The organism is Pseudomonas sp. HP_01 (assembly GCF_055284355.1).
The window spans coordinates 12,145-33,838 of the sequence record NZ_JBTOPV010000016.1 but is presented as its reverse complement, the minus strand read 5'-3'; the positions used below and the strand labels follow the sequence as shown (position 1 = coordinate 33,838).

The 21,694-nt window shown below is 58.2% G+C and carries 19 protein-coding genes; 14 read left to right on the top strand and 5 right to left on the bottom strand.

Annotated features, from left to right (window positions below):
- Positions 1–55: 55 nt before the first annotated feature.
- Complete coding sequence (locus ACYAR8_RS11475) at positions 56–1,429, top strand: B12-binding domain-containing radical SAM protein (protein ID WP_463579932.1); 1,374 nt, start codon at positions 56–58, stop codon at positions 1,427–1,429.
- A 50-nt stretch (positions 1,430–1,479) separates the two neighbouring features.
- Here ACYAR8_RS11475 and ACYAR8_RS11470 read toward each other — a convergent pair whose 3' ends face one another.
- Positions 1,480–1,899 carry a DUF3010 family protein gene (locus ACYAR8_RS11470; protein ID WP_463579931.1) on the bottom strand — a complete coding sequence of 140 codons (420 nt, stop codon included), beginning with the start codon at positions 1,897–1,899 and terminating at the stop codon, positions 1,480–1,482.
- Positions 1,900–1,946: 47 nt separating this feature from the next.
- Positions 1,947–2,351 carry a lysozyme inhibitor LprI family protein gene (locus ACYAR8_RS11465; RefSeq protein WP_108121071.1) on the bottom strand — a complete coding sequence of 135 codons (405 nt, stop codon included), beginning with the start codon at positions 2,349–2,351 and terminating at the stop codon, positions 1,947–1,949.
- A gap of 329 nt (positions 2,352–2,680) precedes the next feature.
- Between ACYAR8_RS11465 and ACYAR8_RS11460 the strand changes: the two genes are divergently transcribed.
- The 9 genes from ACYAR8_RS11460 (at position 2,681) to etfB (ending at position 13,125) form a co-directional block, all read left to right on the top strand.
- Positions 2,681–3,169, top strand: a complete 489-nt coding sequence (locus ACYAR8_RS11460) for an Hcp family type VI secretion system effector (RefSeq protein ID WP_074886727.1) — start codon at positions 2,681–2,683, stop codon at positions 3,167–3,169.
- A gap of 9 nt (positions 3,170–3,178) precedes the next feature.
- Positions 3,179–4,138, top strand: coding sequence for a hypothetical protein (locus tag ACYAR8_RS11455; protein ID WP_463579930.1), 960 nt, complete (start codon positions 3,179–3,181; stop codon positions 4,136–4,138).
- The gene (locus ACYAR8_RS11450; RefSeq protein WP_074886731.1) at positions 4,135–4,512 is read left to right on the top strand and encodes a hypothetical protein; all 378 of its coding nucleotides are present in this window, start codon (positions 4,135–4,137) and stop codon (positions 4,510–4,512) included. Before ACYAR8_RS11455 ends, ACYAR8_RS11450 begins: the two co-directional genes overlap by 4 nt.
- Positions 4,513–5,320: 808 nt before the next feature.
- A complete protein-coding gene (locus ACYAR8_RS11445; protein ID WP_074886739.1) occupies positions 5,321–6,298 on the top strand; it encodes a dipeptidase in 978 nt (325 codons plus the stop codon).
- 87 nt (positions 6,299–6,385) lie between these two features.
- Positions 6,386–6,916 carry a 4-vinyl reductase gene (locus ACYAR8_RS11440; protein ID WP_296315780.1) on the top strand — a complete coding sequence of 177 codons (531 nt, stop codon included), beginning with the start codon at positions 6,386–6,388 and terminating at the stop codon, positions 6,914–6,916.
- 15 nt (positions 6,917–6,931) lie between these two features.
- Entirely contained in the window at positions 6,932–8,992 is a 2,061-nt protein-coding gene (gene dgcA / locus ACYAR8_RS11435; RefSeq protein ID WP_074886742.1) for a dimethylglycine demethylation protein DgcA, read from the top strand.
- A 158-nt stretch (positions 8,993–9,150) separates the two neighbouring features.
- Positions 9,151–11,112 (top strand): dimethylglycine demethylation protein DgcB, encoded by a 1,962-nt coding sequence (gene dgcB / locus ACYAR8_RS11430; RefSeq protein ID WP_463579929.1) that lies wholly within the window; start codon positions 9,151–9,153, stop codon positions 11,110–11,112.
- Entirely contained in the window at positions 11,112–12,332 is a 1,221-nt protein-coding gene (gene etfA / locus ACYAR8_RS11425; RefSeq protein ID WP_074886747.1) for an electron transfer flavoprotein subunit alpha, read from the top strand. Before dgcB ends, etfA begins: the two co-directional genes overlap by 1 nt.
- Positions 12,322–13,125 (top strand): electron transfer flavoprotein subunit beta, encoded by an 804-nt coding sequence (gene etfB / locus ACYAR8_RS11420; protein ID WP_463579928.1) that lies wholly within the window; start codon positions 12,322–12,324, stop codon positions 13,123–13,125. Before etfA ends, etfB begins: the two co-directional genes overlap by 11 nt.
- 1,050 nt (positions 13,126–14,175) lie before the next feature.
- On the opposite strand, the gene gbcA is transcribed toward etfB, so the two are convergent.
- Positions 14,176–15,474 (bottom strand): glycine-betaine demethylase subunit GbcA, encoded by a 1,299-nt coding sequence (gene gbcA, locus ACYAR8_RS11415; RefSeq protein WP_074886756.1) that lies wholly within the window; start codon positions 15,472–15,474, stop codon positions 14,176–14,178.
- Positions 15,475–15,803: 329 nt separating this feature from the next.
- Here gbcA and gbcB point away from each other — a divergent pair, with 329 nt between their 5' ends.
- Positions 15,804–16,904, top strand: coding sequence for a glycine-betaine demethylase subunit GbcB (gene gbcB, locus ACYAR8_RS11410; RefSeq protein WP_065991259.1), 1,101 nt, complete (start codon positions 15,804–15,806; stop codon positions 16,902–16,904).
- Positions 16,905–17,018: 114 nt separating this feature from the next.
- Here gbcB and ACYAR8_RS11405 read toward each other — a convergent pair whose 3' ends face one another.
- Positions 17,019–18,644 (bottom strand): methyl-accepting chemotaxis protein, encoded by a 1,626-nt coding sequence (locus tag ACYAR8_RS11405; RefSeq protein WP_463579927.1) that lies wholly within the window; start codon positions 18,642–18,644, stop codon positions 17,019–17,021.
- 317 nt (positions 18,645–18,961) lie between these two features.
- On the opposite strand from ACYAR8_RS11405, the gene ACYAR8_RS11400 reads away from it, so the two are divergent.
- Both ACYAR8_RS11400 and ACYAR8_RS11395 read left to right on the top strand, forming a co-directional pair.
- Entirely contained in the window at positions 18,962–19,195 is a 234-nt protein-coding gene (locus ACYAR8_RS11400) for a hypothetical protein (RefSeq protein WP_074886764.1), read from the top strand.
- On the top strand, positions 19,192–19,494 hold the full coding sequence (locus tag ACYAR8_RS11395) for a cell division protein ZapA (protein WP_065991262.1): 303 nt from the start codon (positions 19,192–19,194) through the stop codon (positions 19,492–19,494). Before ACYAR8_RS11400 ends, ACYAR8_RS11395 begins: the two co-directional genes overlap by 4 nt.
- A 64-nt stretch (positions 19,495–19,558) precedes the next feature.
- Here the strand turns inward: ACYAR8_RS11395 and ACYAR8_RS11390 are convergent, their stop codons facing one another.
- Positions 19,559–20,599, bottom strand: a complete 1,041-nt coding sequence (locus ACYAR8_RS11390) for a threonine aldolase family protein (protein ID WP_074886770.1) — start codon at positions 20,597–20,599, stop codon at positions 19,559–19,561.
- Between the two features lie 99 nt (positions 20,600–20,698).
- Here ACYAR8_RS11390 and ACYAR8_RS11385 point away from each other — a divergent pair, with 99 nt between their 5' ends.
- On the top strand, positions 20,699–21,442 hold the full coding sequence (locus ACYAR8_RS11385) for a TraX family protein (RefSeq protein WP_463579926.1): 744 nt from the start codon (positions 20,699–20,701) through the stop codon (positions 21,440–21,442).
- Positions 21,443–21,694: the final 252 nt, after the last annotated feature.

Below are 21,694 nucleotides of genomic sequence, written 5' to 3'. Positions count from 1 at the left end.
CGGATAGATTGCGCCGGTATGGCCAGAGCCGTTTTGTCAAACAGGGAAGTCTCACGTGAATCATGTGTTGATAGTGTCTGCGGGAATGGAAAATCCCAAGAAAAGAAACAGCGTCATTGCTCGTCGTCAACAATACCTGAATTACGGGGCGCTGACGCTTGCGACTATTCTCCATAATACTGGTTATAAAACTTCTCTCGCACACGGCGGACATGTTTCTCCTGAGGTGTTCGCGCAATCTTTATTTGAAGACGGCCGGCTGCGCGGTGACGGGCCTTTGCTACTGTCCATTCCCAGCTTTTACGCGCTGGCCTGGTCGCAGAGATTCACGGGTCATGTAAAGAAGCTACTGCCGTCTAAGAGCATAACGGTGGGCGGGCGATGGGTGGTCGATTCTGATCCGGTCTGGATCAAATCGAAATTGCCATTTGTGGAGACCTTTATACCAGGCTTGGTAGGGGGTGAAATCAGACAGATTGCCAGTCAGCCCACTGCGATCCATGTGCACGATTTAAACAGTAGGGCGGTGCCCGACTTCAATTTATATCACCCAGTAGTCGACCACTTTAGTGAGTTTCAGCCCAGTATCGAAGCTTCACGAGGATGCGGCAGGGGATGCCACTTCTGCGCAGAAAAAGACATTCCGCTGACCCGCTTGAAGGATCCCGATGTCCTTGCCTTACACATGCGCGACGTCATGGAACAGTATGACGATCAAAGCATCCGTCCTTATGTTCAGTCATCTTTCTTCGCGCCCAATCGCAAGTGGGCAGACGATCTCGCGACCGAAGTGATGAATGCGCGTCTGAACGTGAAGTGGCGGTGCGAGACCCGGGTTGATGCAATGAGCGCCCAGACCGTCGCGTCACTCGCCGCAGCCGGACTTAAAGTCATTGATCTGGGTATGGAGGCCGCCTGTGCGACCCAGCTGCTCGCGATGGGCAAAAGCAAAGATCCCGACAAATACCTCAGGTCGGCCTCCGACCTAATTCATGCCTGTCGGGACAACGGTGTATGGGTAAAGCTGAATATTCTGATCTACGCCGGCGAGACGCTGCATACCCATGAGGAGACCCTGCGCTGGATGAACGATCACGCGACCGCTATCAAAGGGGTATCGGTCGGGCCTGTTGTCATATTTGGCTCGCCTGACGCGTCCTCTCTGTTCACTCAGGAAGTGCAGCAGCTGGGGGCGAAGCTTGTCGATCCCCATAGTGCAGAGCTGAACGGCATTACGCATATTCATCCTGGCGCGCAGATGTCTGCAGAGGACGCTGAAGTGCTTAGCCTCCAAGCTTCCCGCCGGTTCATGACAAAGCAGGACTACTTCGATCTGAAGTCGTTTTCGTATTACCCCCGACATTACGGGCGTCAGGATTTTGAAAACGATCTGCTCGATTGCGATCCGGCTTCTTTGCCTTTCCGTTGATTCACGGGCTGCGTGTGATACCCGTAGAGAAAGGTCGTAAGGCGTATTGCTTACTTGGTCTTCATCAGCGCCGAACACGCCGCTTTGTAAGCCTCGTGCTGATACTTGTTCAGCGCTGTCGGCAGTTCAAAGTTGTGCTTCTTCATCTGAGCGTTGATGGTCTGGGGCGACAGCAGGATGACGTCGCAGTCTTCCAGCAACTGAAAGATGGTTTCGATCTTGAACGTCGTCGGACCGCCAGCGAACTCGCCTTTCTTGCTACGTTTTTTGATGGCGATATGACCAATGCCGTTGTCGCGCACGAATGCCTCGATCTGGCGGGCGAACGCTTTCACGTTGACGGCTTCATCGTCGTCTTCGAGTGCGATCTTCTTCGTCGGTAACGGCACGTGTTCGAGCGCGCCGGATGCGCGAGTGGCGACAGCGAAGATGGCCTCGCTGCCTTTGATTTCTATGCCGCAGATGTTCATGTGCATACCTTGAGCTCGGGAAGGGCGTCAGGGTAGCGCATTCGGGATCATTCGGACTGCGCGACGGTATCCAGATACTCCGATCGTTCGTCGCTGGCGCGGGTCAGGCAATCGTTCTGGTCGATATTGAATTCTTTGGTTCCGGGCTTGGCCGGGAACACTTCCACTGCGCAGTCAGCATCACGGAGTTTTTTCCAGGCTTCCTGGGCCGTCTTCAGTTTGGTAGCGAACTCCTCGGCCTGGGCCTTGTTCGCCCCGAACTGCGTCTGCACGCGCTCCAGCACGTTCTGAACATTCTCGGTCAGCAACTTCTCCGCCGTGTCACGGCTGTACACCGAGCACTCAAGCGTCTGCTGATCTTCTTCAACGCCGTCACAAGGATTGGCGGCCGGATTGGCTGCTGCATGAGCACCTGTCGCGAATAGAGCCAGAGCCAGAAACATGGTTTTCATTAGGGCTTTCCGAGTCAGAGATGGAATGGATTCTCGCCCAAGCGCGAGGCAAAGAACAGGTATCAAATGCGGGCATCGACCGTACGCCGTGAGCCAGCGTCGCTTGTTGACGGTTTCGACCATTTTGCAGTCGTTTTTGCTCGCGACGCTTGGACTTCTGATGCGTCAGATAGGGAGTTTTCTCGAATATTCGCGAAGTAAAAGAACCGTCCTACGGAAAAGTCTGAAATTTTCCATCAGGGTTTTTGTAGCGAGTTTCTTTGGGTAGGATCCAATCCGCGCCGTTAACCGGCACTCGCAAATAACCAAGCAACTCAGGGAGAGAACTCATGGCGCTCGACGCATTTATCCAATTCGACGGCATCCCGGGTGAGAGCCTCGACGACCAGCACAAGAACTGGATCGAAATCCTCGGCTATAACTTCGGTACCCATCAGAGCGCATCGGCGACCGCAACCTCGGCGGGTGGCGCCTCGTCGGGCCGGACCACTGTCACCACATTCAACTTTTCCAAGTTCCTTGATTCGGCAAGCGCCAAACTGATGCAAGCGAGCTGCGCAGGCCAGCATTTCAAAAAAGTAACCATCGCGGTGCACCGCGCTGGCGGCGAAAAGCTCAAGTACTTTGAGATCGTGCTAGAGGAAGTGATCATTTCTGACTACAGCCACAGTGCCACCGACGGCGTGCCCCGCGAAGTGGTGCAGCTCGATTACGGACGTATCAAAACCAACTACGTTCAGCAGCGTCGTAGCGATGGTGGTGGGGGCGGCAACGTGACGGGTGGCTGGGACCGTATCAAAAACACGATTTACGCGTGAGGGTCGTCTATGTCGCGGCCTTACAGCTTCATCAATGATCAGATGCAGACCTATTTTTCTATCAAGGCAAAACTGCCCTTGGGGCGCCGCGCGGCCGATAAATTCGATGTGCTTAATGCCCACATCCGCAATTCCACCGTAGCGGCGGGAGAAATCGTCATGGTCCCCGATGATTCAACCTCCGCGTGCACGTCTGAAGAAGCCGAACTCATGAGGCTTGCTACGATGACCCATCAGGGCCTCATCGATAACGACGCAGGAGGCGACGACTTCATCGTGGCCAACCACGAACTCATCACGCGGCTACTTGGCAATACCTCAATCGGTATCGGAATGGCTGCTGCCGCTTGGGAAAAGCATCTGGAGCAGATCAAGACCACGCTCGACAGCATCGATGCCCTGCATAAGCAACACATGGCCTCGGGAACCCTGATCGAACGAAATCTGTTCTATACCAAACGCCGCCAGCTTTTCGACAAACTCGAAAAGCTGCTGAAAGGCTTTCTTAGTCTGGGAGCAGGACTGCGGAACACAGGCTCAATCCGGCGAATGCTGGGGATCTCAACTAAAAGCTACCTGCACACTGGCGAGATCAGACACTACGCCGAAAAAACGAGCGGCGTTGCCAAAGCGGCGAAGCTAATAAAAAGAGGAGCTTATGTGGGGATAGTTCTCGATACAGCTTCGACGGCGGTTGATATCAAGACGGCTTGCTCGACGGGCCGGGAGGATGAGTGTACGAAGGCGAAGTATGTTGAGGGGAGTAAGCTGGTTGGTAATTTGGGGGGCGCTGCGGCCGGCGCGGGAGTGGCTACTGTGATTTGCGTGACCGGGTTGGGGCTTACAACAGGTCCGGGTGCACTCGCCTGCGGTGTCATCACTGCTGGGATATTGGGTTGGTTGGGGGGCGAGATAGGAGGTAAGGGAGGCGAGATGACGGGCGAGTTACTCTATGAGGTCTCTCAATGAAAGATATCGTACCTGGCCTAGTTGCAACTTCGATAATGATCCCTGGAATCCTGAACTTATTGGTGCTGCTATTCATCACCTGGTGGGTAAGGGACGAGGTGGACAGCCGTCTTTCTCGATGTTCCATAATTGTAGATATCAATGCCACTTTTGGTGGCTTGGGATTTATCGGAGATGTCTATAGGGTAGGCACTGTGGCGTGTATCTTAATTTTCCCTAAGCTGTTCCTCAAGCGAGGAGTCATTGATGTTCGGCAGGTAGTGGACTTTCCAAAAAAATGGAAACTATTGATCGTGGTGCCGTTTTTTCTAAATATCATTTTTTTTACGGCCATGTTGGTGTTTCGTGCCTGGCTCTACTTTTATGATTTCTAACGACTTCATATGCTTTGAAGAATATCTCCATTGGTACCGGGATAGCAGCCGACGCTTGGGAGAGCTATTTGCACACCTGGGCATCATGAATGCAGGCATGTAGGTGTTTTGGTTCGTTTTTCAGGTTGCGTGAAGATATTGATATCTGACAGCTTTTTTGCGATCGGCCCGGAGGTCATTATGGTAATTAGAAGCGGACACTATCGTCATGGTGGCGCCATTCATTCTGCGGATCATGACTTTATCGTTTTGACGATGTGTATCCTTTTCGTAGTCACTCTGTTGTATACGGTGTTGATAACGTTGTATCTGCGAAACAAGATCAATAAATCACTGGATAACTGTTTAGTGGTCACGGACTCTAGTTTGTTCCAGATCGGGACCGGGTTTCTAGGAGATATCAGAAAATTAGCCATCGTAAGCGCGATGTTCCTTCGGCCCCAAATGTTCCTGAAACTGGGCGCCATCGACTTGGAGCAGGTCGATACATTCCCAAAAAATTCAAATACATGATGTTGGCTCAGGTGGCTCTAGTCACATTGACGACGTTAGTCACCCTCGTTTTTTTTGTTTGGGCGTATCTTCCCGACTTCTGAATTCCGCCCCAGAGCGCCCCTCCCCCTGCCTGAATGGCTGCATCATCGTGAGGACCTGCTGCGTCGTCATGCCTATGCCCTTTGTCGTTTCTTGACGCTTTCGGCAATTCCCCTGTCGTTTTTGCACCCGGCTCCTCCGACCCTCAGGCATATGCTGACCCCAAAGCGCCGGCAGACCTTCCGGCCATTAAAGAACCCCAGGGGACCGCCTGATGAGCCCAGCCGAATTACACGCCGACAGCATCGTCATTGACGGGTTGATCATTGCCAAATGGAACCGTGAGCTGTTCGAGGACATGCGCAAAGGCGGCCTGACCATGGCCAACTGCACAGTTTCGGTGTGGGAAGGTTTTCAGCAGACCGTCAACAGCATCGCTTCCAGCCAGAAATTGATTCGTGAAAACAGCGACCTGGTGATCCAGGTGCGCAACACGGCCGACATCCGCAAGGCCAAGGAGCTGGGCAAGACCGGCATCCTCTTCGGCTTCCAGAATGCCCATGCTTACGAGGATCAGATCGGCTACGTCGAGATCTTCAAACAGCTGGGCGTGGGCATCGTACAGATGTGCTACAACACCCAGAATCTGGTGGGCACCGGCTGCTACGAGCGCGACGGCGGCCTTTCGGGCTTCGGTCGTGAAATCGTCGCGGAGATGAACCGCGTCGGCGTCATGTGCGACCTTTCCCATGTCGGCTCCAAGACCTCTGAGGAAGTCATCCTCGAATCGAAGAAGCCAGTGACCTACTCCCACTGCCTGCCTTCGGGCCTCAAAGAACACCCGCGCAACAAATCCGACGCCGAGCTGAAATTCATTGCCGATCACGGCGGCTTTGTCGGCGTGACCATGTTCGCGCCGTTTCTGGCCAAGGGCATCGACTCGACCATCGATGATTACGCTGAAGCCATCGAATACGTGATGAACATCGTCGGCGAAGACGCCATCGGCATCGGCACTGACTTCACCCAGGGTCACGGCCAGGAATTCTTCGAATACCTGACCCACGACAAAGGCTACGCCCGCCGCCTGACCAACTTCGGCAAGATCATCAACCCGCTGGGCATCCGCACCGTCGGCGAATTCCCGAACCTCACCGAAACCCTGCTCAAACGCGGCCATTCCGAGCGCGTGGTGCGCAAGATCATGGGCGAGAACTGGGTCCGCATCCTGGGCGACGTCTGGGGCGAATAGGCCTCCGGCCCCACTCGCCGACCACTGAATTTCCCCTCTCCCGTCGCGGAGAGGGCTTCCACACGAATTTTTCGGAGTTAAGTTTCCATGGCCAAGATCGCCCCGCAATTGCCAATCGAAGTCGACAGCGAGACCGGTGTCTGGACCTCCGACGCCCTGCCGATGCTGTACGTGCCGCGCCATTTCTTCGTTAACAACCACATGGGTATCGAAGAAGTATTGGGCGCCGAGGCGTACGCCGACATCCTCTACAAGGCCGGCTACAAGTCCGCCTGGCACTGGTGCGAGAAAGAAGCCGAATGCCATGGCATCGAAGGCGTCGCGGTGTTCGAGCACTACATGAATCGCCTGTCCCAGCGCGGTTGGGGCCTGTTCAAGATTCAGGACATAGATCTGGAAAAAGGCACCGCCAGCGTCAAGCTCGAGCACTCGGCCTTCGTTTACGTCTACGGCAAAGTAGGGCGCAAGGTCGATTACATGTTCACCGGCTGGTTTGCTGGCGCCATGGACCAGGTCCTGGAAGCCAGCGGCAGCAAAATCCGCACCGTGGCCGAGCAGGTTTACGGCGGATCCGAAGAAGGCCACGACGACGGCCTGTTTGTCGTCAAGCCGTTGTAAGTCGAGGTTTCCGTCATGGCTTTCGAAGCGATGTTTCAACCGATTCAGATCGGTAAATTGACCATACGCAACCGCGTATTGAGTACCGCGCACGCCGAGGTCTACGCCACCGACGGCGGTATGACCACCGACCGTTACGTGAAGTACTACGAGGAGAAAGCCAAGGGCGGCATCGGTCTGGCCATTTGCGGTGGGTCGTCCAGCGTGGCGATCGACAGCCCGCAAGGCTGGTGGAAGTCCGTCAACCTGGCGACCGACAAGATCATTCCGCACTTCCAGAACCTCGCTGACGCCATGCACAAGCACGGCGCCAAGATCATGATCCAGATTACCCACATGGGTCGTCGTTCGCGTTGGGACGGCGATCATTGGCCGACGCTGCTGTCGCCTTCGGGCATCCGCGAGCCGGTTCACCGCGCAACCTGCAAGACCATCGAGCCGGAAGAAATCTGGCGGGTGATCGGCAACTACGCCAGCGCGGCGGCCCGTGCCAAGGCCGGCGGTCTGGACGGCGTTGAGTTGTCGGCCGTGCACCAGCACATGATCGATCAGTTCTGGAGCCCACGGGTCAACAAGCGGACTGACGAGTGGGGCGGCAGCTTCGAAAACCGCATGCGCTTCGGGCTGGAAGTGATCAAGGCTGTGCGCAAGGAAGTCGGCCCGGACTTCTGCGTCGGCCTGCGTATCTGCGGTGACGAATTTCACCCGGACGGCCTCAGTCACGAGGACATGAAAGAGATCGCCAAGTACTACGACCAGACCGGCATGATCGACTTCCTCGGCGTTGTGGGTTCAGGGTGCGACACCCACAACACCCTCGCCAACGTTATCCCGAACATGAGTTATCCCCCGGAGCCATTTCTGCACCTGGCGGCCGGCATCAAGGAAGTGGTCAAGGCGCCTGTGCTGCACGCGCAGAACATCAAGGATCCGAATCAGGCGACTCGCATTCTCGAAGGCGGTTACGTCGACATGGTCGGCATGACCCGCGCGCACATCGCCGACCCGCACCTGATCACCAAGATCAAGATGGGCCAGGTCGACCAGATTCGGCAGTGCGTGGGTGCCAACTACTGCATCGACCGCCAGTATCAAGGCCTGGACGTGCTGTGCATCCAGAACGCCGCCACGTCCCGCGAATACATGGGCGTGCCGCACATCATCGAAAAAACCACCGGCGTGAAGCGCAAGGTGGTGATCGTCGGGGCCGGGCCTGCGGGGATGGAAGCGGCGCGCGTTTCGGCCGAGCGGGGCCACGACGTGACCTTGTTCGAGAAGAAAGACGCCATCGGCGGACAGATCACAACGGCCTCGAAAGCACCGCAGCGCGATCAGATCGCCGGCATCACGCGTTGGTTTCAGCTGGAGCTGGCGCGTTTGAAAGTCGATCTGCGTCTGGGCACGGCGGCAGACATCGCGACCATCATGGACCTGCGTCCGGACGTGGTGGTGCTGGCGGTGGGCGGCCATCCGTTCATTGAGCAGAACGAGCATTGGGGCGCCGCTGAAGGCCTGGTTGTCAGCAGCTGGGACATCCTCGACGGCAAAGTAGCGCCGGGCAAGAACGTGCTGGTCTACGACACCATTTGCGAGTTCACCGGCATGTCCACGGCCGACTTCCTGGCGGACAAAGGCTGTCAGGTCGAGATCGTTACCGACGACATCAAGCCCGGCGTTGCCATCGGTGGTACGTCGTTCCCGACCTACTACCGCAGCATGTACCCCAAAGAAGTGATCATGACCGGCGACATGATGCTGGAAAAGGTCTACCGAGAGGGCGACAAGCTGGTCGCGGTGCTGGAGAACGAATACACCGGCGCCAAAGAGGAGCGGGTGGTCGACCAAGTGGTGGTCGAGAACGGCGTGCGTCCTGACGAAGCGCTGTATTACGGGATGAAGGAAGGTTCGCGCAACAAAGGCCAGATCGACATCGACGCCCTGTTTGCGATTCAGCCGCAGCCGTCGTTGAGTCAGCCGGGTGACGGGTATCTGCTGTTTCGCATCGGTGATTGCGTGGCACAGCGCAATACCCATGCGGCGATCTACGACGCACTCAGGCTTTGCAAGGATTTCTAGCGGCCGGCACACAACCCTGTAGGAGTGAGCTTGCTCGCGAAAGCGGCGGGTCTGTAGACATCCATGTTGAATGTCACGGCTTCGCGAGCAAGCTCACTCCTACCGGAACCGAGTAAGGCATCTCGACCTGCAAGACCCTGAGTCTTTGGGAGCTCCACATGCTAAACACCCTTCTTCCCATCCTGCTCTTCGCTGCCCTGGGCCTGGCGGTCCTTGGTGCGCTGCGGCGGGTAAGCCTTTGGCGCAACGGGCGTGCCGCCAAGGTTGACCTGCTCGGCGGATTGCTGGCGATGCCCAAGCGCTACATGGTCGATCTGCACCACGTCGTCGCCCGGGACAAATGCATCGCCAACACCCACGTGGCCACGGCGGGCGGCGCGGTTGCGTCCATCGTGCTTGCGATTCTGGTGCACGGTTTTGGCCTGCACAACCGTGTCCTCGGCTACGCGCTGTTGCTGATGTCGGCCGTGATGTTCGTCGGCGCGATCTTCATGTACCTGCGTCGTCGCAATCCGCCGAGTCGTTTGTCGAAAGGCCCGTGGATGCGCCTGCCGAAAAGCCTGCTGGCGTTCTCGGGCTCGTTCTTTATCATCACGTTGCCCGTTGCGGGCGTGCTGCCGGCGAACTTCGGCGGTTGGTTGCTGGCGATCATTCTGGGCATTGGCGTGCTGTGGGGCGTCTGCGAATTATTCCTCGGCATGACTTGGGGCGGTCCGATGAAACACGCCTTCGCCGGCGCGCTGCACCTAGCCTTTCACCGCCGCCCGGAGCGCTTCGGCGGTGGCCGTTCGACAGGGCTGAAACCCCTCGATCTGGCAGACAAAACCGCACCGCTGGGCGTGGAAAAACCCAAGGATTTCACCTGGAACCAGCTACTCGGTTTCGATGCATGCGTGCAGTGCGGCAAGTGCGAGGCCGCGTGCCCGGCCTTCGCTGCGGGCCAACCGCTGAACCCGAAAAAGCTGATCCAAGACATGGTCGTCGGCCTGACGGGCGGCACTGATGCAAACTTTGCGGGAAGTCCCTATCCGTCCCTTGACGGCCAAGGCAAGCCTGTCGGCGAGCATGGCGGCAATCCTCATCAACCCATCGTCAATGGACTGGTCGACGCCGACACCCTGTGGTCGTGTACGACCTGTAGGGCTTGCGTGGAAGAGTGCCCGATGATGATCGAGCACGTTGACGCGATCGTCGACATGCGTCGGCATCTGACCCTCGAAAAGGGCGCCACCCCCAACAAGGGCGCCGAGGTGTTGGAAAACCTCATCGCAACGGACAACCCGGGCGGCTTCGCTCCGGGCGGACGCATGAACTGGGCGGCCGACCTGAATCTGGACATCATGAGCCACAAGAAAACCGTGGACGTGCTGTTCTGGGTGGGCGATGGCGCGTTCGACATGCGCAATCAACGCACCTTGCGGGCCTTCGTCAAAGTACTGAAGGCGGCCAAGGTCGATTTCGCTGTGCTGGGCCTAGAAGAACGTGACAGCGGCGATGTTGCGCGGCGTCTGGGTGATGAAGCCACGTTCCAGATGCTCGCCAGCCGCAACATCCAGACGCTGGCGCAGTACGACTTCAAGCGCATCGTCACCTGCGACCCGCACAGCTTTCATGTGCTGAAAAACGAATACGGTGCGTTCGAGGGCCACTACGTCGTACAGCACCACAGCACGTATCTGGCAGAGCTGATAGTCAAAGGCGCCTTGAATCTGGGCCGGCACAAAGGTGCCAGCGTCACCTATCACGATCCCTGCTACCTCGGCCGTTACAATGGCGAGTACCAGGCGCCGCGCGATGTGCTGCGTGCGCTGGGCATCGAAGTCAAGGAAATGGTCCGTTCCGGGTTCCGCTCACGTTGCTGCGGCGGCGGTGGCGGCGCGCCGATCACCGATATTCCCGGCAGGCAACGGATTCCTGACATGCGCATGGATGACATCCGCGAGACCGGAGCCGAGGTGGTGGCTGTGGGTTGTCCACAGTGCACCGCGATGCTTGAAGGCGTGGTCGAGCCACGGCCGATGATCAAGGACATCGCCGAACTGGTGGCTGACGCCCTGCTTGAAGAAACCGCGCCTGCAAAGCCGGCAGCGGCCCGACGTGAACCTGCGGAGGCCCATTGATGAGCGACATTATCCGCCGTGACCCACGCGCTGAGTGGATCGCACGAAACCGCCTGCATCCCTTGCACGCCGCCATGCAACCGGCGCAAACCACCTGGATGGGCCCCAACGGGGTGCTGCGTAAAAACGTGCATGGCATCGGTTTCATCGGTCCCAACGGGATCAAACGCATTGATCGAAGCGGGGCGCAACAAGGCGGCGCGGTCAAACGCTCCGCGTCTGTGGACGTGCAATTGCCATTGCATCGGATTACGACGCCGGCCTTTTACATCGCTGTCGTTCCCGACATGGTCGGCGGCCGTCTGAGCAGCCATGATCGCGACCTGCTGGGCTTGGCCCATGGCCTGGCTGGCAACGAGGGCGCTGTACTGGCGGTAATTTTTGGCGAGCACAAAGAAACGACGTTCGACACCGCCGGCGTGGATCGGCTCCTGATTCTGGAAGGCAGCGAGTTCAGCGGTTATTCACCCGAGCAACGTGTGCAAGGTTTGCGGGCTGTGGATAACCAGTTCGACCCGCATCACTGGCTACTGCCCGACAGCCGAAATGGTGGGGGCGAGTTGGGGCGCCGCTTTGCGGCCAGCCTGGGCGAGCGTCCGTCGACACGCGTCTGGCAAGTGGCTGGCGAACGGTGCATCGGTCGTGCAGGTGCTGGCGCGGAGGATCTGTCGCGTCCCGTGTCACGCCTGATTCTCGCTCAAGCGGAATGCGCCGAGCCCGTGAGTGAGACACGGCACGAAGCACTGCCCGTGGAGTTATCCACAGCTGTTGCACGCAGCTTGCCGCGCATCGAGGACCTTGGTGCCGTGGCGGTCGATCCTGCACTTATCCCCATGTCCGAAGCTGAATTCATATTTTCGGGTGGTAACGGGGTCAAGGACTGGTCTCTGTTTCACCGCACGGCTATCGCGCTGGGCGCTACTGAAGGCGCATCTCGTGTGGCCGTCGACGATGGCTTCATGACCCGGGATCGTCAGGTCGGTGCGTCCGGCACCTGGGTCACTGCCCGGGTGTACGTGGCGGTCGGGATTTCCGGTGCGATCCAGCATTTACAGGGCATTGGCGCCTGCGACAAAGTGGTGGCCATCAACCTTGACCCGACCTGCGACATGATCAAGCGGGCCGATCTGTCCGTGATCGGCGAAAGCGCTGCCATTCTCGAGGCGCTGATTGAAGCGGTCGATACATACCGGAATGGGGCGAAGCGCGATGCAGCCTGAAATGGGTGTCTCTGTGGATAAAGGTGCGCTGCACGTGATCAGCCTCGTCTCCGTCGGTGCGCACCCGACGTCGGGACGGCCGCGTCGCGCCGAGCAGGACGCCCGCGCAGTGGAACTGGGGTTGCAACTGGCTGGGGATAACTTGCACGTGTTACATGCGGGTGATGCCGAGGAACCCGCATTACGTGGCTACCTGGGCATGGGCGTGGACGAGCTGCACGTGCTGGCTCAACCGACGGGCGCGGACGCGTTGCCTGGGCTGACGGATTACATTCGCGAGTCGGGCGTGCAGCTGGTGCTGACCGGCAGTCAGGCCGAGACGGGCGAAGGGTCCGGCCTGCTCCCTTATTTGCTGGCTGAAAAGCTTGGCTGGCCGCTGGTAGTGGGTCTGGCTGAGGTTGAGTCCATGAGCAACGGCAATGCCCAGGTGCTGCAAGCACTCCCAAGAGGCCAACGCCGTCGGCTTAAAGTCCGGCTGCCGTTTTTGGCGACTGTGGATAACTCTGCACCGAAACCCCGGCAAAGCGCTTACGGCCCGGCGCAACGCGGTTTGCTGGATGTGGAAGAGATTGAAGTGGTCATCGACGAAGTGTTCACCGGCGCAGAGCTGACGCCCGCGAAACCACGGCCAAAACGCTTGAAGGTCATCAAAGCAAAGAGCGGCGCTGATCGCATGAAGGCCGCGACAGCGAAAGCGAGCGGCGGCGGTGGGCAGGTGCTCAAGGGGGTGACTGCTCAGGAGGGGGCTGCGGCGATTTTGAAACTGCTGGTGGAGGAGGGGGTGGTGCGCTGAGCGCTTTTCAGCATTGAGGAAAGCGTCCTAGGTGGCGCCTTCTTCACTTGTAGTTGAATGATCGGGCAACCAGCTTACCCAGAATGTCGCTCTCGTCCGCGACCAGTTCCTTGTAGATGTAGTTGTAGCCTCCTCTCGCCATGGTCATCAGGTCCGCTGCATTTTTGCGTAGGCGGAGGCGAATGCGCTTTTAATCTCCTGGAGCGTTCTGGGTCTGTAGGTCACGATACCCAGCAGCTCCCGAGGAAGGCTGGTAGGCCGACCGCGTTGTTGTATGAGCTGAGCGTTTGCCCGCAGAACAACCTGCTCAGAAAACCGGACTCTTGACGTCATTTTTAGCCACTCCGAATCGATGATGGGCGGGAGTCTACCGCTCCGAGAAAGATGTGAATGTCAGACGCGTCTGATTCGGTTTGTAGTAAAACTGCATTACCCACAATCGCTGTTGATCCGCCTGTGGATAAACTGTTCGGACATTGCTACAGGCCTTGTTTAGTATGGCTCACAGCTGGGTGGTCAATTTTTGATCAGCCTATCTCACGGATTCTTAAGGGATTTTTCCACAAGCTGGAGTCTGCGGAGCCTGTTCTTACCCACATTCTCTGTGAGCGGGGCTGTGGATAACATGTTCGTGATCCACTGAATCCCTTGTAGTACGTGGCTCGTAGGGCTTTGGTCAAAATTTAACCAATGATGGTCATCCAGCGCCGCTCTAGGTCCCTTACTATCGTTCTTTAGCCCATTTAATGCTTTTCCACAGCAGCCGGCGGACTTACACACATAGGCTGTTGGCGCTTCTGTGGATAACATGTTCGCGGTCGGGGTTTAACCCCTGAATCCGGTCGGTTGAGCGATATGATCAAAAAATGATCATTTATTTTTTGGCCAGCTATCAAAGCAGCCTGGATTGCATGCGGACACGGCCAGCCTCACACCGATTCCCGTCACCCACCGAAAACGCAACGCGGGCAAGCGCGCTTCTACAGCACGAATGTCTGTAGAAGCGCGGTTGCCCGCGAAGGTGTCAGTTCAAATCCGACAGGTAATTCCCTACTCGTGGTTAACCGCCACACCTTTCAAATATGAAGCAGGCTCGGCGCCCATGTTTTCCAGCAATTTTGCGCTGTACCAGTCGATGAAATTCACCACACCGAATTCATAGGTCTTCGAGTACGGACCCGGCTGGTAAGCGATGGAGTTGATGCCGCGCTGGTTTTCTTCGGCCAGACGGCGGTCCTGGTCGTTGGTGGCGTCCCAGACTTCACGCAGGCGTGCAACGTCGTAGTCAACGCCCTCGACGGCGTCCTTGTGGACCAGCCATTTAGTGGTGACGAGGGTTTCCTGCGCGCTGACCGGCCATACGGTGAATACGATGACGTGGTCGCCCATGCAGTGGTTCCACGAGTGGGGCAGGTGCAGGATGCGCATCGAGCCCAGGTCCGGGTTCTGGATGCGCCCCATCAGTTTCTTGCTGCCTTGCTTGCCATCCATCGTCATCGAGACGGTGCCTTTGAGCAGCGGCATGCGCACGATGCGGTTGCGCAGGCCAAAGCTGGCGTGGGCGAACGGAATTTTTTCGGCTTCCCAGGCGGCCGCGGAGGCTGCGACGTGGTCCTTGAAGGCCTGGTCGGCGCGCGGGTCGGTGACGTCGTCCCACTCCAGCAAGGTGTTTAGCAGTTCGGGGTGCGACGCATTGCAGTGGTAGCACTCGCGATTGTTTTCCAGCACCAGCTTCCAGTTGGCTTTTTCGACCAGGGTGGTTTGCACCGCCACCTTGGTGTTCTCCATGTCGTACGGTTCCATGTAGTGATTGAGCGTCTGCAGGAACGCGTCGATAGCGGGCGGATTGCTCGCCATGCTGATGAAGATGTACCCGCCTGCCACTTTGCAGTGCACCGGCTTGAGGCCGAACGCCTTCATGTCGAAATCCGCACCCATCTCGGTGCCCGCGTACAGCAGGCGACCGTCGAGTTCGTAGGTCCACTGGTGGTAAGGGCAAACCAGCTTGGCGACCTTGCCTTTTTCCTTGGTGCACAGGCGAGAACCGCGGTGGCGGCAGACGTTGTGGAATGCATTGATCGAGCCGTCAGGCCCGCGCACGACCAGGATCGGGTTCTTGCCGATCTGGAGGGTAAGGAAGTTACCCTTCGCCGGCACTTCGCAGGTCATGCCCGCGATCAGCCACTCTTTCTGAAAGATTTCCTGCATGTCGATTTCAAACAGCCGCTCATCGCTGTAGAAAGGCTGCGGCAGCGAGTAAGTGCGCTCGCGGGTGTGCAGCATCTCGGCAGTCGCCTTGCGCGCAGGTTCCAGCGGATCGCCCAAGCTCAGAGTTGCGGTGACGTCCATCTTTCAAGTCCTCAGGCCGCGCTTTGCGCAGTCTACGAATGTGGCTCATACGGTGGGTGTGTAGCGAAGCGCGCGAGGCGGCAGTGATTTCTGTCGCTCATGCCAATGGATAAAGAATCTGTAATGAATTGAGGGCGAGTGTGGAGCCGGGCGCGACCTTAACCTTATCCATGGGCGACATGGCCGAATCCGTTTCCGACGGCCCGACCCCTATAGACCGGGGCTGGTCGCCATAAGTATGTGAATGTCGCTGATAGGTAAATAGGCGGCTCGCGCGTTACGCAGAATCGCCACCATGAGAGGCCGACCGTCGGCCGTGGAGAGTGTGTATGTCCCAGAGTTTCCTCAGCCCGGTCAACACCCAGACCTGGGCCAACGGCCGCCATCTGGTGCGGGTCGTCAAAGTGATCCAGGAAACCTGGGACGTGCGCACGTTCTGCTTCATGGCCGACCAGCCGATTCTGTTCTTCTTCAAGCCCGGTCAGTTCGTCACCCTGGAGCTGGAAATCGACGGCGTGCCGATCATGCGCTCCTACACCATCTCCAGTTCGCCTTCGGTGCCGTACAGCTTTTCGATCACCATCAAGCGTGTGCCCGGCGGCAAGGTTTCGAACTGGCTGCACGACACGCTCCACGAAGGTCAGGAACTGGCCGTGCACGGGCCGGTGGGTCTGTTCAACGCCATCGATTTCCCGAACCCGAAAATCCTTTATCTCAGTGGCGGCGTCGGTATCACGCCGGTCATGTCCATGGCACGCTGGTATTACGACACCAACGCCAACGTTGACATGGTCTTCGTGCACAGTTCGCGCTCACCCAAAGACATCATCTACCACCGCGAGCTGGAACAGATGGCGTCGCGAATCAACAACTTCGCCCTGCACATCGTCTGTGAAAAGCATGGGTTGGGTGAGCCGTGGGCGGGCTATCGCGGTTATCTGAATCAGAAGATGCTCGAACTGATGGCGCCGGATTTCATGGAGCGCGAGGTGTTCTGCTGCGGGCCGACGCCGTATATGAGTGCGGTCAAGCGGTTGCTTGAAGCCAACGGTTTCAACATGGCTCAGTACCACGAAGAATCCTTCGGCGCGACGCCGCCGGAAGCCCGCGCCGATGCCGTGGAGCATGCCGAGCAGGCCGCCGATGCGCCGGATCTGGATGTCGCTGAATTGAATCAGGTGGAATTCACCGACACCGGCAAGAGCATCCGCGTCGCGCCTGGGGAAACCGTCCACGCCGCCGCTGCCAAGCTCGGCCTGATGATCCCCAAAGCGTGTGGCATGGGCATATGCGGCACGTGCAAAGTGATGAAGCTGAGCGGGGAAGTCGAGATGGAGCACAACGGCGGCATCACCGACGACGACGTAGACGAAGGCTACATCCTGGCGTGCTGCAGCGTGCCTAAGGGTGACGTGCGGATCGAATATTGATCGACCTGTGTAGGAGCGCGCTTGCCCGCGATGGGCGATGACGCGGTCTACCTGAGAGACCGCGTTGTTTTTTTCGCGGGCAGGCGCGGTCCTACACTGTGATCGACGGGTTGCTTACACCTTGAAGCGCGCAACCATTCCGTTCAGATCCATGGCCAGACGCGACAGCTCGTTGCTCGCAGCGCTGGTCTGATTGGCGCCGGTCGCCGATTGAGTCGACAGGTCGCGGATGTTGACCAGATTGCGGTCCACTTCGCGAGCGACCTGGGCCTGCTCTTCGGCCGCGCTGGCGATCACCAGGTTGCGCTCGTTGATTTCCACAACGGCGGTGTTGATGGTGTCCAGCGCAAGGCCGGCGCCCTTGGCGATGTTCAGGGTGGACTCGGCGCGTTCGGTGCTGCTGCGCATGGAGTTCACAGCCTGCTCGGTGCCGCCCTGGATGCTGCCGATCATGCGCTCGATTTCGCTGGTCGATTGCTGGGTGCGGTGGGCAAGGGCGCGGACTTCGTCGGCAACCACCGCAAAACCGCGACCCGCTTCACCCGCACGGGCGGCTTCAATGGCGGCGTTGAGGGCCAGCAGGTTGGTCTGGTCCGCCAGACCGCGGATCACATCCAGCACCTTGCCAATGTCGCGGGACTCGTCCGCCAGGTTGCCGATCAAAGCGGACGTGCTTTGCACGTCGGTGCTCATGCGCTCAATGGCGCTGACGGTTTCCTGCACCAGGTCGCGGCCATCGCTGGCGGACGTGGTGGCGTTTTTCGACGCTTCCGAGGTGCTCACAGCATTGCGTGCGACTTCTTCCACGGCGCTGGTCATCTGGTTGACCGCAGTGGCCGCCTGTTCGATTTCGTCATTCTGTTGGGACAAGCCACGCGCGCTCTCGTCGGTAACGGTGTTCAGCTCCTCGGCCGCCGAAGCGAGCTGAGTGGCCGAACCGGAAATACGCTGCAGGGTGTCGCGCAGTTTGGACTGCATCTTCAACATCGCGGCCAGCAAGCGGCCCGCTTCGTCAGTACCGTCCACCGTGATGGTGCGCGTCAGGTCGCCCTCGGCGATGTCCTCAGCGGCGTGCAGCGCCGAAGCGATAGGGCGGGTGATGCTGTTGGTCAGCAGCCAGGCGAACAGCAAGGTCAACACAGTGGCAATGATGAGCAGCGTGACGACCATCGTGAACGCGGTCGAGTACTGTTGAGTGGCCGTCGCACTGGCTTCATTGACCTGTTGGGTGTTCATCTCGATCAGCTTGGAGAGCACCACGTTCATCTGGTCCGAGTTGGTCTGCAGATCGGCGCTGAGCAGACGGGTCAGTTCGGTCATTTCGTTGGCCTGACTCAGCGTCTTCATACGGCTTTCGAGCTGGCGATAATCGTTGAGCAACTGGACGTACTGGTCGTAGGCCGACTGCTCCGCCGGCTCGGAAATCAGCTTGACGTAGACGGCCCGGGCATCGTCGATCTGCTTGTTGCGCATGGCGAACAATTCAGTGGTTTTCTGCAGCGTGTCGGGGTCGCGGTTGAGCATCAGGCGATAGGACAGCACACGCAGACGAATACTGCCTTCGGTCAATTTATCCAGCGCCTTGATGCTCGGCACGCTGTTGGTGGCCAAGTCGACGTTGGCGTTGTTGATCTTGTTCATCTGCGACAGGGCGAAGATGCCCAGAATCAGCATCAGCAGGCCGATGACGGCAAACCCGAGAAAGGCGCGGGGCGCTATATTCAAATTACGTAGGGACATTACGGTTCCAGGAGAGGCCGCGATCCATGCGAGACGAAAGAGAGAAGTGACAGAGATGCACGGTTTATCGGTCCGCTTCATGGGGACTTGATGCCGATTGTCTGCTCTGTGCGGTTATGTCGCAGAGGCGCGATCTGACGAGCCGCAGGAACAAGACCGCAAAAACGTAGTCAATCAGGGCCGTTATGCGTTTGCGGAATAGAGTTGTAGAGATGCTTGTTGGTCGGTGTAGTGGCGTGAATGCCCTGATTTCACTGGTAGCTAAAGTGACTTTTCTTTATCGTACGCGCCCTTTGAAATTTGCCTGAGATATCAAAATGTTGGAAGCATCCCTAAGCCAGTTGGAAAAACTCGTCAGTGACCTGGTACAGCACAATCAGGAGCTGCAGAACACGAACGCACAACTCGCCGAAGAGTTGAAACAAGTCAGGGATGACAACGACAGTCTGCAGTTGAGTCTGATGGAGCAGGAAGAAAAACAGGGTGCGACCGCCGCACGTATTCAGGCGTTGGTTGATCGCGCCACCAGCGTCAGCGCGGTTGACGCATGATCACGGACCAGGACGGCGCCAAGGTTATTTCCATCCTTGGCAACGACTACACGATCAAGGCACCTGCCGGCCAAGAGCAGACCTTGATGGACGCTGTGTCGATGCTGAAATCGGCGCTGTTTGAAACCAAGCGCAGCTACCCGACATTGATCGGCGATCGTCTTCTGGTGCTCGCCGCGCTGAACCTGTGTTCAAAGCAGATCGAACTCAAGCAGCAACACGCCGAAGCGCTGAGCCGTTATGAAGACAAAGTCAGCGCGACGGTTGAGGTGATCGAGAAGGTGATCGCTCAGGGGTGAGGCACCGGTTCAGTCCATCTGCAGACTGCTGATGGGCTGCGGCGTGCAGATGAGCTGGCTGATTTCAGCTCCCCATCACCAATCGGATGTCCGCTGCCAGCTCGCGCACTCGCGCTTCTTCGGTGTCCCACGAGCACATGAAGCGCGCGCCGCCGACGCCGATGAAAGTGTAGAAGCGCCAGCCTCGTGCAGTCAGCGCAGCAATGGCCGCTTCCGACAATTGCAGGAACACGCCGTTGGCCTGCACCGGGAACATCAACTCAACGCCGGGAATATCCTTCACCAGATCCGCCAACAACTGCGCGCAGCTATTCGCGTGACGGGCGTGCTTGAGCCAGGCGTCGTTTTCCAGCAAACCCACCCAGGGCGCTGACAGGAAACGCATCTTCGAGGCCAGTTGACCGGCCTGTTTGCAGCGGTAGTCGAAGTCTTCGGCGAGCTTGTGGTTGAAGAACAGAATCGCCTCGCCCACCGCCATGCCGTTTTTGGTGCCACCGAAGCACAGCACATCGACCCCTGATTTCCAGGTCAGCTCGGCAGGCGAGCAACCGAGGAAGGCGCAGGCATTGGCAAAGCGGGCGCCGTCCATGTGAAGGTTCAGGCCCAGCTCCTTGCAGGTCTCGCTGATCGCTTTGAGCTCTTGCGGCTGATAGACACTGCCCACTTCCGTGGCCTGGGTCAGTGTGACCACGCGGGGTTTTGGATAGTGGATATCGGCGCGTTTGAGCGCGACTTCGCGAATGGAAGCGGGTGTCAGCTTGCCGTTCTCGCTGCGTGCGGTCAGCAGTTTGGAGCCGTTGGAGAAGAATTCCGGTGCGCCGCATTCGTCCGTTTCGACGTGAGCCGTTTCCGAGCAGATGACGCTGTGGTAGCTCTGGCAGAGCGAAGACAGCGCCAGGGAGTTGGCCGCCGTGCCGTTGAAAGCGAAGAACACCTCGCAGTCTGTTTCGAACAACTGACGGAATTGATCGGCCGCGCGTGCTGTCCACTGATCGTCGCCATAGGCACGCTGGTGCCCGTGGTTGGCTTGCTCCGTGGCCGCCCACGCTTCCGGGCAGATTCCCGAATAGTTGTCGCTGGCAAACTGCTGGCTTTGGTCTGACATGGCCGGTTCCCTGTAATCGAAGCCTGCGACTGTAACCAAAGTTGATCGGTTTGGTCATGCATTCTTGCGTCAGAAAATTCAGCCAGACAGCGAAGCAATATGACCGACACGAAATCAATGACCGCACCCGTGCGCGATCGCGCGCTGGACCTGCTCAAGTGGCTGGCGATGCTGAGTATGGTGATGGATCACCTGCGCTATGTCGGCTGGCACGCCAATTGGCTGTACGTACCGGGACGTCTGGCGTTCCCGTGGTTCTGCCTGGCAATCGCGGTGAATCTCGTGCGCAATGGCCGGCGCGAAGTTGATTCATCAATCAAGTGGAAATATCTGGCCTGGCTGGCCGTGTTTTCTGTGATCGCTGAGCTGCCCTATCGGATTTACATGGCGGGTGAGGTCACGACGCTGAATGTATTGCCGACGCTGGCACTGGGTTTGCTGGTCGCGCAGGGCGGATTGAGTAGCTCGTGGCCGGCGAGGCTGCTGGGTATTGCTGCCTTGGGTGTAGGTGTTCTGTTTGGGCCGCAGTTGATGTTCGGCATGTACGGGGTGTTGCTGCCTCTGGCGTTCGTGATCGTGCTGCGCACCTCGTTATGGCTGGCGATTGTGCCGGGGATTGTCTGTTTATTGAGCAACGAGTGGCCGAAGATCATCGACGGCATGCTGTGGGGTGACCCGATTTCCATCGGCGCGCTGGTGGCTTGCCTGCTGGCGCCGCTGTTGGGGTTGGCGATTATGCGCGGACGCCCGGCATTTCGTGTGTGGCCGATGCGGCAATGGGCGTACCTGATTTATCCGGTGCATTTTTTGCTGCTGTTTGGGCTGCGGCAGATCATCGAATGACGGCGATGTGTCGGAGATGTGCTCAGCGTGTGCGCCCTTGGTTTCGCGTCGCGACCTCGGACGCCTTCCCGGCTAAAGCCAGTCCCACTATTTAATCGCGGTGATTCAGTGGGACCGGCTTCAGCCGGGAAGAGGCCCGAGAGAGCACCCTCAATTTCGCGGCGTGACCCCCGACGCCTTCCCGGCTAAAGCCGGTCCTACTAATGGTCGTTCGTAGCCGAATTCGCTCTAGACAAACCGCCATCCCCGCCC